Here is a 16885-nt window from a genome sequence, read left to right on the forward strand (position 1 = left end):
TCATTTCCTTTTTCCGTTAATTAGCTTGTTCAATACCTTAGCTATTAATGCCAGGTATAACACAAGTGAGCTGAGCCAAATAAACATGAGGTTAAACCAATAAGTGGGTATTTGCCAGTTGCCCAATCGCTTATAAGAGGAATAGAAATGAGCACGCCCACAATTTGAATCCGGACTTTTGTATATCGGATCTTTAAGTTGCACAAATTGCTCGCCCACCCTGATTATTTTTTCCACACCCTCTTTATTGGTGACCAACTCATCCAATCTCTTGTTGTGGTACTGTTGCCGGAATAAATAAAAAGCATCCTCGCCACCTAATGCACTTACCAGTTGATGGTATTTGATGTCTTTTCGTTTAGCGGCATCGTTTCTTCTATTCATGAGCTCCTGTTTTGCCCTCTTCAAATATGCCTTTGTGTCGTTTAATACTTCAATACTCAGCTCTGCTTTGTTTAATTTTGCAAGGTGGGTAAAAGAAAGCCCGGTATTTAACGTTAATTTTTTAATTCCATTGTTAATTAAATCAATATTTAAATCAAAATCCCCGGCTCTATCTGCATTTTTTAACTTTTCGCTACAATAACGCAAGCTTAAAAGCAGCTCGGGTATTAAATAATCTTTATAATAGCTTGCCGAACTTTTCTCTTGCTCCATGTCGGCAAAATGCTTTTGAAACTCATTGGCATTGTGTTGGTGAACAACAAGAGCCTCGTAAGCCCATCGCGAGGTCATCAAATCACCAATAAGAGGCACATAAACCTGGGATGTTATGCTCTTGTGCAATTCCTGGTAGCGTACAATAACACCACTGAACAGCAGTTGCGGCACTAAGATAAACGGTATCAGAATATAAATGGTAATAGCAGAGTTTAAAGCCGAGGAAAGGTTGAGTCCCAATAAATTGGCTAAACACGAAGTGCTAAACAGCATGAGCCAATAATGGAAAGTCATGCCCTTTATTTCGAGAATATAATTAGCAATTAAAACAAAAGAAAGCATTTGAATGGCCGACATAAAAAACAGCAGACCTATTTTTGAATGCAGATAACTTTTTTGGCTCAATCCCAAAAAAGACTCCCGCTTTAAATGTTTTCTGTCTTTGATTATTTCTTCGGCAGATAAGGAAAGTCCCAGGAACAAGGCTACTACCACAGCCATAAAAATATAAGCCGGAATATTGTTGTTTTCCATAAAAACATAGGCATCGGGATTTCCCCCATTACCACTTATATATTTGGTAAAGAAGCCTAACAATATTGCTAATATAGGTGCTTCTAATAAACTGATGAGCAGGTATTGTTTATTGCTGAGCTTGGTGAGCACATCGCGATGAAGAAAAATTTTAAATTGCGCTAATTTTGTAGGGATGCTAAACATACCCTGGGTAGATTTATTTTTTTGCCGAACAGGAATGGATGTTTGTTTATGTGATTGATGAAAAACATCATACCATTCTTTAGGCGTAATTTTTCTTGTCCGGGTAAGCTTACCATATTCATTTACTATTCTGGATTCGATAATCTGCAATAGTTGCTCGGGATTAACGTTACCACACTCGCCGCATTGCTCCACTTTGGCATTGATAAAATTACTCTTTGATTTAAAATAGCTGATCGCATCAATAGGGTTGCCCGAATAAATCAAATAACCCCCTTTATCGAGGAAGAGCATTCTGTCGAACATTTTAAAGATGTCGGAGGATGGCTGATGAATATTTACAATCACTATTTTGCCTTTTAGCGTTTGCTCCTTTAACAGATTCATAACCGCCTCCGAGTCAATAGAAGATAAACCCGATGTAGGTTCATCCACAAAAAGCACGGAGGGTTCGCGTATCAATTCGAGTGCTATGTTTAATCGTTTACGCTGGCCACCGCTTATCAATTTGTTTAGCAGGTTGCCCACCACCAAATCTTTAATGCCATATAAATCCAGGCTGAGCAGCATTTTATCTACGGTCTCTTTTCTTTTATCTTCCGAATAGTTATTCAAGCACAATTGTGCGTTAAAATAAAGATTCTGAAATACGGTCAGTTCTTCAAACAGTATATCATCCTGCGGTACATAACCTACAATACTATTTTTTGCAATATCTTTACTATCATATACATCATGGCCGTCGATAAATACTTGCCCTTGTTGGGGTTTTATGTTTCCGTTTAAAATATTAAGCAGTGTCGATTTTCCTGCTCCACTTGCCCCCATTATTCCCACCAGTTGCCCTGAATCGATGTTCAGCTCTTGTAAACGGACGCCATTCTCACTATTTCTAAACCTAAAAAAAATATCTCTGGCAATTAACGAAGCGCTTTTTTCCTTGGGCAGGTTCATAAACTCTTTAACAACATCAGTATAGTACACTGTTTTAGTGGTTGCACTGCGCAAGGACGACCCTGTTTCGAAAATGTAAATCTGTTTGGGGATGATATTTTGTCCGTTTAAAAAAATATCCTGATCACCGGTATATCGAAATGCAAAGGTATGGGTGCTTTTGATGTGCAAAAAGAGTATCTCGCCAGAAAGACTTCCAATGTTGATGTGTTTAATTTCATCGTTGGGTTTGCCATTACTACCATCAAAAATACGGATATTCTGCTTTTCAGGTAGCTCATCTAAGGTGTTAAAAACAAAGTGCTTGCAATTTAAATATTCCGTTTCTTCAATATTAAATGCGGTTGCTACCGATAATACAAAGTCCAATTCTTTTTCGGTAAGTGTTTCATCCAGCGAGATAAATTCCAGCAATTTTAGCAGCACAAAAGTTTTTTGCTTTTGCTCCAATTCCTTATTTATCTGCTCGCAAATAGCCATCACCTTCATGGCATCTACCATTTCCCGTTTTCTTTTTTTTCGTGCCGGGATGCCAACCTGCTTAGAAGAGTAGATTTTCAGATAGTCGTCAAACTGGATTAAATATTTGTTTATTAGGTCTTTACTTAACAGGCTGCTCAGGAACGATTCCACAAATTTCCTTTCATGGTCAGGCTGTTTTACAGCTACATCAATGTCCGATACCAAGGCAAACAACTGAATTAAAGCCTTTAATATATTTTCGTTCATAGGATAAAAGTTGTATATAAAGCTACTAATTATTTCCTATCTTGTAAAAAAATTAAGAGTTTGGCTTTAAAAATATAGCCAAAGCTGTACAAAGTTAAAACCAAGCAGGCTTATTACTTGTATTAGTTAAATTCTTATTTACACACAGAAAACGATCTATCATTTGGTAAATGTCAGAAAATAAAATCATACTCAGATACCAGGGACCTATAGAATTTAAAACCACCGAAATTCTGCTGCAGAAAGTTAAAAATGACCTGGAGAAAAATGCCATTAATAAGGTGATTAAAAAACGTGTGTACAATATTATGGTAGAATGCATCGAGAATGTTCTTAAACATCACGAAGTGGACCCTTGCACTAAAATTCACCCCTACATAATACTTGAAAAATTCCGGAATCAATATTTAATTACAGCCGGTAACCTTATTTCAAATGATGAAGTAAGTGTTCTAAAACAAAAATTATACGATGCTAAACATAAGGACAAAGCAAGCTTGCTTAAAATGTACGAAAATCAGATTAACAAGGAAAATATACTACTAAATAAAGGAGCCGGATTAGGGATAATAACCATAGCACTTAAGGCCAATAGCAATTTTGACTATAGTTTTAGCCCTGTTAACAAGCAGTCCTCGATATATGAATTAAAAGTAAGCATTCCCTTTTAAATTTTAACGCGTTTATTTTATATTACGAGCCTTGTAAATGCTTCACTCAACGGATAATTCATTATTGGAGAATTCCATTGAATACCTATTAAAAACAAATATTTACAATGAGTATGAAAAGCCTAATAATTGACTCTACTGCTAATTCGCCTAAAATATTATTTGATCCTGATACAAGCAGTTTTGAAATTTCCGGTGAATCCCGACCCGAGAATGCAAGTGTTTTTTATAAGCCTGTAATGGATTGGATTAAAGAGCTGGAGACATTTTTCACTGAGCAGGACATGCCGGTGAATTCTCCATTTATATTTAAATTTAGATTTGAATATTTTAATTCAACTTCGGCTAAGTTTATCCTGGATTTTTGTAAAAAACTGGGTCGACTTCATTCCCTCGGGCACCCTATTGTTGTACACTGGCACTACGAAGAAGATGATGAGGATATGCTAGAGGTCGGTCAGGAAATGTCCAGGATGTCAAAATTCCCCTTCGAGCTGGTTCGTGAAGCGGTAGGGTAGGTGTTTTATACGAAGCAACATGGGCATAGCTATTTTTAAGATAAACATAACAACACACCTTTTTTATATAAATATTATCTAAGCGAGATTATAAAAACAGTAAAAATTTAATACACATGAAGCTATATTTTAAGTCGATAATTATTGCAATGATTAATTTGATCGCCATTCCGGCCATGGCTTGCACCAGTTTTTTAGTTACACCGGGCGCTTCTGCCGATGGTTCTTCCATGATTACATATGCTGCTGATTCACATATTCGCTATGGCGAATTGTATTATTTTGAAGGGGGAGAACAAGTTCCGGGATCATATTATCAGTGTTACGACAGGGGCTCGCATCGACCTTTGGCTAAAGTGCCCAATCCCGATTACCTGTACAAGGTGGTAGGCTACCTTAACGAAAAGCAGGTGGCCATGGGCGAATCTACTTTTGGGGGGCGTCCGGAATTGGTGGATACCACAGGGCAGATCGATTATGGCAGTTTGATGTTTATCGCGCTTCAGCGTTCTGCTACGGCACGTGAGGCAATTCAAAATATAGCCGAACTGGTAGAGGAGTATGGCTATTACAGCAGTGGAGAGTCGTTTTCTATTTCTGATGCCAATGAGGTTTGGATTATGGAGCTGATAGGGAAGGGCTATACCCCGAAGTACGATAAAAAAACAAAAACTACCGTTAATGCTGATAAAGGCGCAGTTTGGGTTGCCATACGTATTCCCGACGGGTATATATCGGCACATGCCAATCAGGCCCGCATCACTACTTTTCCGCTTGCCGATGGAGTGAAATCCATTACTTCAAAGCAATTTAACCTGTTGAACTCGCCCTCGCTCGAAGTGCTGTATTCGCATGATGTGATTGAGGTGGCCCGACAAAAAGGTTATTTCTCAGGCCAGGATGAAGCCTTCAGTTTTTCGGATGCGTATGCACCGGTGGATTTTGGCGGCGCACGCTTCTGTGAAGCACGCGTTTGGAGTATGTTTAGCAAGGTGAACAGTGATATGGATCAATACCTGGATTATGCCATGGGTTACGACATGGAAAACAAGATGCCGCTGTATATCCGTCCCGACCGCAAGCTTAGCCCCCAGGATTTGATGCACTTTAAGCGCGATCATCTTGAAGGAACAGCGTTTGATATGCGTAAAGATGTTGGCGCCGGAGAAGGCGAACGTCCATACCGCTGGCGCCCCCTGACCTGGGAAGTGGATGGCAAAAAGTATTTTCACGAGCGGACAATTGCCACCCAGCAAACGGCTTTTTCGTTTATTGCGCAAAGCCGCAAAGACCTGCCCAACATGATTGCGGGGATTTTATGGTTTGGGGTGGACGATGCAGCTTCTACAGTGTATGTACCCATGTATGCCGGCATGCACAAGGTGCCGAAAACCTTTGCCGAAGGCTTTGGAAGCATTATTAAATATGAAGAGGATGCTGCTTTTTGGGTGTTCAATAAGGTGGCGCACCTGGCTTATCTGCGATACAATAGCATCTATCCGGATATTGAAAAAGCACAAAGCATTTTGGAGACGCGCTTTAAAAATTACGTGCCGGCGGTGGACAAGGCAGCACTCGAACTGCACCGGAAAGACCCCGAGCTGGCAGCTGATTTCCTGACTGATTTTTCGGTTAAAATGGGTAATTACACAGTGGAGCGATGGCAGGAGCTCTACGGCTTTTTGATGGTAAAGCATTTGGATGGCAATTTGAAAATGGAGGAGAATGGGGTGTTTGAGACCAATGCGTTTGGAAAATACCCCATTGTTAAACATCCTAAAAATCCCGACTGGTGGTATAAGCTAATTCTGGAAACTACGGGCGATAAGTTTGAAGTTATTCCTTAAATGATATCAAAATTAAGAGTAAAAGGATCGCGGAAACAACAAACTACATCTGTAATACCTGCACATGGCCCTAACCCTGCAGAGCCTGACTCATTGAATTACAAAGGCTTTTTTTTATAGTGGAAAACTGGTATATACGGATGATTACAATGACATGATGAAGTGTTGTACAATCTGTAAATACCCCATTCTACATAATTAAAATCCTTTTTTAAAAAAAACTTCGATTTTAGTTTAAAGAAGCTGGTAATAAGTAAAATAAGTGTGCTCAGCTAAAGTTTACCGGTCGCTTTCAGATACTTAGTTTTTGCCAGGTTGAGCGCTGCTTTAGCCCCAATATGCATGCTCATGGCATTTTGCCACATGGCTTGCGCCTCCATATAGTCGGCCAGTGTTTCCATACCATTCTCGTATCTGTCTTTGCTCATTTCCATGTTTTCAAGTGCTTGTTCCACCGACTTAGCAGTAAGTATCACTTCCAGTTGTGCCTCGTTCAGTTCGTTAATCGATTTGGTAGCTTCCAGCGTCATCCTTTGTTGCGAATCGTGCAGCTGCATTTGGGCAATTGTACTCTGTAATTTTGCCCCTTTTACTTTGTTTCGGCCCTCAGCCCAATTAAAAATAGGAATATTAACCGATAGTAAAGCAGAGAAACTACTACTGTTTATAAGCTTTTCGCCATTTAGTTTTAGTCCGTTTGTATAACCATAAGCCCCCATTACTCCTACATTGGGCAAGAAATCGCTTCTCACCAGATTTACTTCTTGCTCTTTCATCTCTACTTGTTTCGTGAGTAGCTTGTATTCCGGGCGCAAAGTAATGTCAATGTTATTGGTTGCGCCCGGCGATTCGGGCATAAGATCGATGGCTGTATCCACTTCGAAGCTATCCGCCACTTTGGTAGATTGGCTCAGTGGCAAGCCAATTATATGGTTCAGGTTCATAACAGCTAACTGGTAGCCATTTTGGGCACGTGCCAGGTTGAGTTCCGCTTCGTTCATTTTCACCTGAACCGATAAGATATCTTTCCTGTGCTTCATGCCGGCATCCACGGCCTCCTGCACCATTCGTTGCAGCTCTTGCAAGGTTTCCTTGTATTGTACGGCACTCTTAATAAGGGCTTTTACTTTTACGCAGTTCCAATAGGCCTCATCGCACAGTACAATTACTTGCACTTCCGATAATTTTTCGTTTGCCTGAGCTATTTCATGCCCTTTTTGCGCCATTTTATAGGCCGCAGTTACCTTTCCACCCGTGTAAATGGCTTGTTCTACTTTTACCGAGGCATTGTACGTACCACTCAGCTCCAACTCCAGCGGAATGTCGGGCATAAAAGCAAAGCCACCGTTGGGTGCCACTCCCCCTGCACCATCCGATGGCATAAAGGTTGGCAACTGCCCTCCTTCTATATTTTTGCTTAAAGTAGCATCGTTGTACAAATAAAGCCCTGTTGCCGATATATTGGGCAAATAATTCGCTCTATAGGCCGCTACCTGGTAGGCGGCAGCATTTATCTGCTCTTTGGCAATGTTGCTTTCTATGTTGTTTTGTAAGGCCATCTCCCTGCACTCTTGCAACGATAGTTCTGTCGCGGCGACCTCTAACCCGGTGGTCACTTGTTGGGCATGGATCGTTGCGGCACCGGCCATTAACCATAACAGTGCAGCAATGGAGGTTTTGTATAGTTGTTTTAATGCCATCATATTATTTACCACAGTTTTTATCAGATTTTTCTAATTTAATACCAAAGAACAAAGCATAAAGAATAGGTATAAATAGCAGAATAATTAGTGTACCCACAAGCAAACCACCCATTATGGTTACGGCAAGCGAACCAAACAGCGCATCGCCCAGGAGTGGAATCATACCCAAAATAGTGGTCATGGAGGCCATCATCACGGGGCGGAATCTACTTGACGAACTGTCGAGCAATGCTTCCATAGGTGTTTTTCCTGTGGACAGTTGTTCGCCAATCTCTTCCATCAGCACCACTCCGTTTTTTATCATCATACCTATCAATCCCAGTATCCCTACAATGGCCACAAAGCCAAATTCTTTTCCGGAGAGCAGCATGCCAAATACCACTCCTATCAGTATTAGGGGTATGCAAAGTAATATGATTACAGGTTTTTTGTAGTCTTTAAATAGCAATATAAGTATAGCGATCATAAGAATAATAGCCAGCGGGAAATTCTTAAAAAGATATTTTGTAGACTCGGAGCTTGCTTTGTGCTCACCCCACCACTCAACATGGTAGCCGGGTGGCAGCGCTATAGCTTCTATGTCCGCCAGAATACTCTCGCGTGCGCTTTGCGCACTTGCCCCCGGGGCTGGCTCGCATTGTGCCCTCATGGCTCTTTGCCCATTACTCCTTATCACAAGTGGCTCATGCCATTCAATGTCTATTCCGCTTACAGCCTGGCTCAACGGCACTGTTCGTAGCAGCTCACTAATTATATCTTCCTCATTAACTGCGCCACTCATTAATCCCATAATGGTCTCTTTACTCAAAAGGTTCGCAAAGGGTGGTACCATGCCAAATACTTGCGCATTGTTCAAATCCATCAATGGTACTCCGGGCTTTTTCACCGTTTTCATATAGATGTTAAAACGGTCGCGCCCTTCGTAAAATACACCTGTGGGAATCCCCTCGGTGGCGGCCAGTAAAGAAATGGCTATATCTTTTCGCGAGAGCCCCAGGGAACGTGCTGCCGGCTGGCTGTATTTAACCACCACAACGGATGTTTTAGGATCCCAGTTGTTACACTCCAGCACGGTATTAGGGTTTTCATTCATGATTTCTTGTGCCTGAGCAGTAAGTTTTCTGAGTACCGCAGGGTCGGGCCCGCTAAACTCCACTGCAACAGGAAACTTCTCGTACATCAGGTTGTAGCGCTTTACCCTCGCATAGGCTTGCGGATAGTTTTCTATCAGATGGTTCTGAATATACGCTAAAGACTGTACTGCTGCTTTGGGTGATTTGAAATCTACAATCAGTTCGCCATATGACATGGAGGGTACGGCTATACTCCTGACCAAATTATAGCGTGTGGGTGTACCCCCAATAGATGTGGTGATATGCGTCACTTCCTCTCTCTCTAACAAATGGTCGGCTAGTTGTTTTAAATCTTCTTTCACCTTGCCACTCACCGTTCCTTCAGGTAATTTGTACTCTATATAGAGTTGATTGTACTCCATATCGGGGAAAAACCCCTGTGGCAAAAACTGATAGCTAAACAAACTGGCCACCACCAATATGGCAGCTACAGCTATAGAGGTAGTTTTGTGGCAAAGTACCCATGCAAGTATTTTGCGCAAGGTTTTGTAGGCAGGTGAGTCAAAGGGATCCTCCTGTTTTTCACTGCTTATTTCAGGTACTGCTCCCTTATCTTCCGCCGATATATTGGTTTTACTGTCCTTTTCTTTTCCTATACTTCTCTTTTTTCGGTACAGTGAAAATCCTGCATGGATAGGCACAAGGGTAAGGGCCAATATCCAACTTATCATAAGTGATACGGCCAGTACAATAAACAGGTCTCTCACATATACTCCTGCAGTGTCGGGCGATAGGAATATGGGGTAAAATGCCAGAATGGCAATCAGGGTTGCACCCAGCAGGGGCATGGCCGTTTTTTTGCCAACGGAGGTAAGCGCCTCTAGTCTGCCCAGTCCTCTTTTCTTGTCCACCAATATGCCATCTATAATTACTATGGCATTATCTACCAGCATGCCCATTGCCAATATAAAAGCGCCCAGAGAAACCCTTTGGAGTGTTCCGTCGAAATTACTTAAAACCAAAAAAGTACCAAACACAATGATAAAAAGGTTGACCCCGATGATGACACCACTCTTAAAGCCCATAGCAAACATCAGCACCACTATCACAATTGTAATAGAGAGCAATAGATTTCCTAAAAACGAATTCAATGCATCTTCTACTCTTTCGGGTTGGTAAAATACTTTATGGAAATCTATCCCTGCCGGAAGGAGCGACTCTTTAATGTGTTCCATCTTCTCGTCGGTCTCCTTACCTAACTTAGTAATGTCGTTGCCACTCAGCACTGCAACCGAAAACCCGTAGGCTTTTTTGCCATCAAAATACATCTCGTTTCGCACAGGTTCTTCAATACCCATTGTTACCGATGCAATATCGCTCAGTCTTAATTGGTCTTTTTCGTGCCCTTGCAACAAGAGTTGACTTATATCGTTTACGTTTTTGTATCTATCGTTTACCGATACCCTTATTCTATGGTCGCCACTCAGATAGTATCCGGAATAGGCCGCTTCGTTCTGGCCATTAAGCGTTGATATCACCTCTACCGGATGTACACCCAGATTGGCCATTTTCTCTTGCAGAAGTTCAATATTGATACATTCGTTTTGCAATCCGTACACCTCTACGGCTGCCACACCTTCTATATTTTGCACTTCGCGTTTTAAGAGCTCTAAGTACTTGTTCATCTCCCGCTCCGTGTAGCCATCGTTAGTAATGGCATAAAACATACCGAAAACATCGCCAAAGTCATCTTTTACCACAGGTGCATTGGCCCCTGAAGGCAAAGCACTTTCTGTGTCGTATATCTTCCTGCGCAATACATCCCATGTTTGCTCTACCTCTTCATCTGGCACTGTGGGCTTGAGTTTCACTTCAATGATAGACACATCATCCATTGATCGGCTGATAACAGATTCCACCCCTTTTATCGACCTCAGGCTTAGTTCCAGGGGTTCAGTCAACTCCAGCTCCACCTCGTGAGCTGAAGCGCCGGGGTAGGTGGTCACCACCATGGCTTGCTTCACTTTTATCTCCGGGTCTTCGAGCTTACTCATGCCGTTGTACGAGAAAACGCCTCCAACAACCAAGGCTGCTACCATAAAAAAGACGAACTTGCTATTATCCAAGGCCCATTTTCCAAAATCTATCATAGTATGCTTCCTGTGTTGGTTTTACTTTGCTGCTGTATGGGTTTCACTTTTTGTCCCTCTTTTAGCGATGATGCTCCTGCCGATACAACTACCTCGCCACGCTGCAGCCCTTCTACTACTATTGCGTAACCCCTGTTGTTTATACCATCAGTTGTGATTTCTCTGTTGCTTATTGTGCTGTTGTTGGCATTATAAACCCATACAGAGCTTCCTGTTTTACCACTTATCAACGCGTTTATGGGGACTAAATACCTCTCCTGGCTCGTATTTTTATATTGAACTCCCACTTTTACATTCATTCCCGGCGTTAGTGGGGGATATCCTTCAGGAGTTATCAGGTTCAGATAAACCGTGTAAAGTTCGTTTAGATTGGCCTTCCTGTTCATGCCGGCCATTTCCAGGGGATACACCTTACCGGGATATATGTCGCTGGTGCAAATAAACGATTCAATCTGGTCTTTTTTGGCATATACGTTTGAGGGAATATTTATTTCTACTTCCATAACCGAAGTACCTATCATTGACAGCACGGGCATGCCTGCGTTCACTGTTTCTTTGGCCGAGTAGTAGGTCTTTTGCACATAACCGTCAAAGGGCGCAATCAGTTTGGTATCGGCCAAAGCATTTTTGTGTGCATCATACTTAGCCGTTATTTGCTTTAAGCCATATACGGCTTTGTAGTAGTCGTTCTCGCTAACCCCCTTTTTTTCGTAAAGCGTTATAATTCTTTCCGCCTCATTTTTAATTTGACGATACTGTGCCTCGGTGGCTGCCAATTGGGTTCTGTAATCCCTGGGGTCTATTTGTGCCAGCACATCTCCTTTTTTCACAAAGTTACCGGGCGATGCATGGATAGATGCTATTGGCCCAGCAATTCTGAAAGAGAGATTAATATCGTCTCCCGCTTTTATCCGGCCGGGGAAAGCTGCGCTTTTGCTATTTCCATATACCTCTACGGTATCTGTTTTCACATTTACTACAATTTCCTTCTCCTTTTTATTGCTCCCACATGAATATATGGCCAGCACGAGCAGCAAACTTACTGCAGTTAATATTTGTTTCATGATTTTTATATATAATTTCAGACAAATAAGCCTAATGTTATTACGAATTTACAAGATATATAGCCAAAAGTTCGAAGATATACAATAGGCTAATGAAATTTTAAATAGAAAAACAGCTCAGGGTTGTAATGAATAGCACTTATAAGAAAAATCGAATAGCTTTGCATTACTCGATATAAACGTTAAATAAATGCCTGTAATTGATTTATTTGTTTCGATTGTTGGCGTTAAAACTCACCATCCATTGTATCCCAAATTGGTCCGTAAGCATCCCGAAATAGGAATCCCAAAATGTTTTATTCATAGGCATAATTACTTTTCCTCCTTCAGATAACTTATTAAAAAGTTTGTCCGCTTCATCCATATTGTCTGTATTAACAGATATTGAAAAATTATTTCCCTGCTTAAAGTTTGTACTCCATTCACCCCCTGTATCGCTTCCCATAAGCATTGTGTTCCCAATTGGATATGAAACGTGCATTATCTTCTCTTTGTTAGATTCAGAAACCGGATATTTTGGATCTTCCGGCATATCCTTGAACTTTCCGATGTGAGTAAAATCTCCACCAAAGACAGATTTGTAGAAATTAAATGCCACTTCACAGTTTCCGTTAAATGTTAAATATGTACTTATGTTTGTCATAATTTACTTATTTTAAGTTAATATTAAACTGTGCGCATCGCATTTGTGCCCAAATGACCCTCTGTCGTCTATACTATGTATCCTACATTAGCGATTCCGCAATTAGCTCTTTTTAATATTTTTTTCGTACAAATCAATCCATTGTGCAACAGTTATTTTTGTGCATAATTCGCCAATTAAATCATATGGTATTTCCTCAATTTTTTTAAAACGAATACAGCTTTTACCCCTATCTAATTTTTTATTTGAGCGTTTCTTATATTCTGAAACGAACCAATCAGATAATGCATTATCAGCATATATTCCACTGTGATATATATTTATTGAGTTTTTTTGAGAAGCAATACTCATAAATGGCAATGGTAATGCAGGCTCACAATGATAACCATCGGGATATATTGAATGCGGAACATAATAGCCTATCATACCATAGGTAATACCTTCTTCAAAACCCTCAGGTAACGTGTTTAAAATTACACATCGAAGTTGCTGCATTGCTTTTTTTCTCTCTTCAGGAATTTGCGCAATATATTCTTCAGGTGTTGATGCTTTGTATATCATGGCAGTTTATTTTTATCTTAACCATTCTTTCTTTTTAGAAAAGCTTGAAAACCAAATGGCAAAAACTCCAATTAGTACTACCAGAACAGGCATAGTTATTGCCTGAGCCAAGCCATAAATATCAATAGATCTTGTAAAAAACACATTATGAATCATTTGTGGTACAATGGCAAGAAATGATAGGATAAAGAAAATTTGTGCCCACTTTCTTTTTAGCATCAAACCGATAGAGGCAATTAAACCGCCAAAAGTAGCAATGGCAAAAACAATGATTGTCCATGTTGAATATTCGGCATATAAAGCTCTTTCTTTTTCCGGCAATTTAGCCAAAGCTTCTTCCGTTATAAATGTATGTCCGAAGAAAGACAAAATACCCATTATGTTCCAAAGAAGAAAAGCAATTGCTATCACCCAAAACCACTTTGGGCTTTTGGTTTGTACCGAATCTGTTGTTGTCATTTTATGATCCTTTTAAATTATGTATTGTACTGTGTTTGTTAAGACACCGTAATATATCAATCATTATGCTACCATAAAGCAAAAAAAACGAAAGCAAGGAGTGAGGTTATTTTTTACTTTAAGTAATTCAACTCATCTACCTTGCTACCTGCCGATTTTTTTTTTGACTGCTTCAATACTATTAGCTTTTTGAGCCATGATAGTTTTTTTGCAGGTTGTATAAAAATAGTCTCGTCCTTATATGGCTTTTTTAATCATGATTAAAAGTACAAATTTTATTGGTACTGGCATCTTAAAATTCACATTGATTTTTGGAGCAATGAGTTTGGATCTATGCAATTAAAGTATTTTTTGGTGGGGTTGATGCTTTTTTGTGGCGAATAAGGAATGATAACTGCAGTACTATAGCGTGTATAGACTCTAATTATCAGTACTCAGATCCTATATCACCCGCAAACAGTTTAACTTTGTTGGTTCTCTGATTTTTTAAAATCGCTTATAAACTAACAAGTTATTTCACGTGGGTATCACTCGGGGTACACCTTTTAGATGCAGCCGAGTGATATTCCATATTTATATTGGTTTTTTAAATGGTTAGAGTCGCGGGAATTTTTTCTCGTTTACTTCACCCATTATTTCATATACACTGCGGTAAAGCTTTTCAACATTGGGTTTCGAAAAATACTCCCCGTCGATTCCATAAGCGGGACGATGCTCCATTGCCGAAAGCGTTCGCGGTGCTGCGTCGAGATAATAAAAGGCCTTTTGTTCTACCAGTACTTTTTGCATCATATAGGCCGTTGCACCACCCGGAACATCTTCATCCATAAAAATTACTTTATTGGTTTTTTTGATGGATTCCAAAATAGAATGGTTGATATCGAACGGAAGTAAAGTTTGTACATCAATCACCTCCACCGAAATACCTTTGGAACTTTGCAACAACCGGGCTGCTTTTACGGCGTGATGCGAGTTCCATCCGTAGGTTACTACCGTAACATCGCTTCCCTCGCGCAAGATTTCGGGTACACCCAAGGCAATATTGTATTTCCCTATGTTGGCGGGCATTTTCTCTTTCACGTTATAGCCTTTCAGGGGCTCTATTACAAGAGCCGGATCATTTCCTTGCAGCAAAGTATTGTAAAAGCCGGCCGCTTGTGTCATGTTACGGGGAACGCACAAATACATGCCGCGCATAGAACCCAGCAACATTTGCATCGGTGAGCCGGCATGCCATATTCCTTGTAACTGATGCCCCCGGGTGCGTACAATCACCGGTGCGGCCTGTTTGCCTTTGGTGCGATACTGCATTGTGGATAAATCGTCACTTAATTGCGATTGTGCGTATATCAGGTAGTCCAGATATTGTATTTCGGCAATGGGTCGAAAACCCCGTAATGCCAATCCAATACCCTGACCCAAAATAGTAGCCTCGCGGATACCGGCATCCGAAACCCGTTCTACACCATATTTTTTTTGCATACCTTTCATCCCCTGGTTCACATCACCCATTTTTCCGGTATCCTGACCAAAGGTGATTAAGGTGGGGTACTTTTCAAACAAATAATCAAAGTTGGCACTGATGATTTCAGAACCGTTTACGTCTGTCGAATTTTCATCATATTCAGCAGGAACACCTTTTACATTGAGCGTAGAATCGTTACCGCTGCGATATAGGTTCGTGTTATAGGCATTATTGGTTTGGGTTTCAAAACGTTTTATCCAGGCCTTTAGTTCGGCACGTTCTTTTTCCACTTTTTTATTGTGATGGATTCTCAAGGAAAGTCCTTTAGCAAAGCTAAGGTACGAACGCCTTGTAGGGAATGGCTTTTGGGTGATCTTCACAAAATCCTGCAAGCGATAACTCTGTAGTGGGATTTTATTTTCAATCTTATCAATAATCGGTTTCAGTTCATCCTGTTCATTTTTGTATCCACCTATAAAATGCGACCACGCATTTTTGCGTGCCTCCTTAGCCCGCTGAATTGCGTTTTTCTCAATTTCGTCCAGCATTTCATTATCGGCAATTTCGTTTTCGAGTAGCCAGTTGCGCATCTGGATGTTGCAGTCGAATTGCTTTTCCCAGGCCAAACGTTCATCTGTTTTATAACGCTCGTGCGAACCCGAAGTGGAGTGGCCTTGTGGTTGCGTCAGTTCCTGGATATGAAAAACAGCCGGAATATGCGTTTCACGGGTACGCCCAACACCGGTTTGATACATCGCTACCAGTGCCGGATAATCCCAACCTTGGCAGGTGTAAATTTCAATCCCATTGCTGTTTTCTTCTTTCTGAAACCCTCGCAGCGCCTTTGAAATACTAGCTTTGGTGGTTTGTAATTCAGTGGGCACGCTTATGCCGTATCCATCGTCGTATACCGTAGCAACCATAGGAACTTGCATTACCCCGGCGGCGTTGATCGTTTCCCAAAAAACACCCTCTGAAGTGCTGGCATCGCCAATGGTACCAAAAGCCACCTCGTTACCCTTCACATTATTTTTTAGGTGTTTTAATATTTCGGGTTTTTGGCGAGCGAACTTCGAGGCCTGAGCCAAACCCAATAATCGTGGCATTTGGCCGCCGGTAGAGGATATGTCGGAAGCCGAGTTATATTTTTCGAGCAGGTTTTTTATTTCCCCATTTTCATCGATATTTTGTGTGCTGAAATGGTTATTGAAGTTTCGCCCAACCGTTGAGGGGTTTTTAGCCTCGTCAATTTCGCCATAAATCATCGAAAAAAATTCTTCGGGTTGAAGTAATCCCTTTGCCAGCATAAATGTTTGGTCGCGATAGTAGCCCGAGCGCCAGTCGCCTTTTTTAAACGCTTTTGCCATGGCAATTTGCGCCACCTCTTTTCCATCGCCAAAAATACCGAAATGTGCCCGTCCGATATGCACTTCGCGGCGCCCCAGCAAACTCAGCTGACGGCTTAAACATACAATATAGTAATCGTGAAGCGCCTCTTCGGTAGTGATCTTATGTGTAGTACCCAATTTTTCTTTTTCTAAAAACATGGTAATATTATTTCAGACTAATTAAAGCTGTTTTGCTGCAAAAGTAACATTTTGAATTTAGTTTTGTTTAGGAAAACCAGATGCGATTCAAAGTTAAAAATAACTATGCCAAATAATGTAG

Annotated in this window: 11 protein-coding genes; 3 read left to right on the top strand and 8 right to left on the bottom strand. The window is 40.9% G+C overall.

What is annotated here, in order from left to right; translation table 11 throughout:
- A complete protein-coding gene (locus FN809_RS01880) occupies positions 1-3063 on the bottom strand; it encodes an ATP-binding cassette domain-containing protein (protein ID WP_142531773.1) in 3063 nt (1020 codons plus the stop codon).
- Between the two features lie 170 nt (positions 3064-3233).
- Between FN809_RS01880 and FN809_RS01885 the strand changes: the two genes are divergently transcribed.
- The 3 genes from FN809_RS01885 to FN809_RS01895 all read left to right on the top strand — a co-directional run bounded on the left by FN809_RS01885 (position 3234) and on the right by FN809_RS01895 (position 6099).
- Positions 3234-3734 (top strand): SiaB family protein kinase, encoded by a 501-nt coding sequence (locus FN809_RS01885; protein WP_142531774.1) that lies wholly within the window; start codon positions 3234-3236, stop codon positions 3732-3734.
- A gap of 113 nt (positions 3735-3847) precedes the next feature.
- Entirely contained in the window at positions 3848-4252 is a 405-nt protein-coding gene (locus FN809_RS01890; RefSeq protein ID WP_185957404.1) for a DUF1987 domain-containing protein, read from the top strand.
- A 116-nt stretch (positions 4253-4368) separates the two neighbouring features.
- Complete coding sequence (locus tag FN809_RS01895; RefSeq protein ID WP_142531776.1) at positions 4369-6099, top strand: dipeptidase; 1731 nt, start codon at positions 4369-4371, stop codon at positions 6097-6099.
- A 272-nt stretch (positions 6100-6371) separates the two neighbouring features.
- Here the strand turns inward: FN809_RS01895 and FN809_RS01900 are convergent, their stop codons facing one another.
- The 7 genes from FN809_RS01900 to FN809_RS01930 all read right to left on the bottom strand — a co-directional run bounded on the left by FN809_RS01900 (position 6372) and on the right by FN809_RS01930 (position 16764).
- Positions 6372-7802, bottom strand: coding sequence for a TolC family protein (locus tag FN809_RS01900; protein WP_142531777.1), 1431 nt, complete (start codon positions 7800-7802; stop codon positions 6372-6374).
- A 1-nt stretch (position 7803) separates the two neighbouring features.
- On the bottom strand, positions 7804-11025 hold the full coding sequence (locus FN809_RS01905) for an efflux RND transporter permease subunit (RefSeq protein WP_142531778.1): 3222 nt from the start codon (positions 11023-11025) through the stop codon (positions 7804-7806).
- Complete coding sequence (locus FN809_RS01910) at positions 11022-12089, bottom strand: efflux RND transporter periplasmic adaptor subunit (protein ID WP_142531779.1); 1068 nt, start codon at positions 12087-12089, stop codon at positions 11022-11024. Before FN809_RS01910 ends, FN809_RS01905 begins: the two co-directional genes overlap by 4 nt.
- Positions 12090-12294: 205 nt before the next feature.
- Positions 12295-12732 (bottom strand): VOC family protein, encoded by a 438-nt coding sequence (locus FN809_RS01915; RefSeq protein ID WP_142531780.1) that lies wholly within the window; start codon positions 12730-12732, stop codon positions 12295-12297.
- Positions 12733-12834: 102 nt separating this feature from the next.
- Positions 12835-13293, bottom strand: a complete 459-nt coding sequence (locus tag FN809_RS01920) for a DUF1801 domain-containing protein (RefSeq protein WP_142531781.1) — start codon at positions 13291-13293, stop codon at positions 12835-12837.
- Between the two features lie 12 nt (positions 13294-13305).
- Positions 13306-13752, bottom strand: coding sequence for a hypothetical protein (locus tag FN809_RS01925; protein ID WP_142531782.1), 447 nt, complete (start codon positions 13750-13752; stop codon positions 13306-13308).
- Positions 13753-14346: 594 nt separating this feature from the next.
- Positions 14347-16764: an alpha-ketoacid dehydrogenase subunit alpha/beta gene (locus tag FN809_RS01930; RefSeq protein WP_142531783.1), complete on the bottom strand. Its 2418-nt coding sequence runs from the start codon at positions 16762-16764 to the stop codon at positions 14347-14349.
- Between the last annotated feature and the right edge of the window lie 121 nt (positions 16765-16885).

Source organism: Saccharicrinis carchari, assembly GCF_900182605.1.
Classification (GTDB): Bacteria; Bacteroidota; Bacteroidia; order Bacteroidales; family Marinilabiliaceae; genus Saccharicrinis; species Saccharicrinis carchari.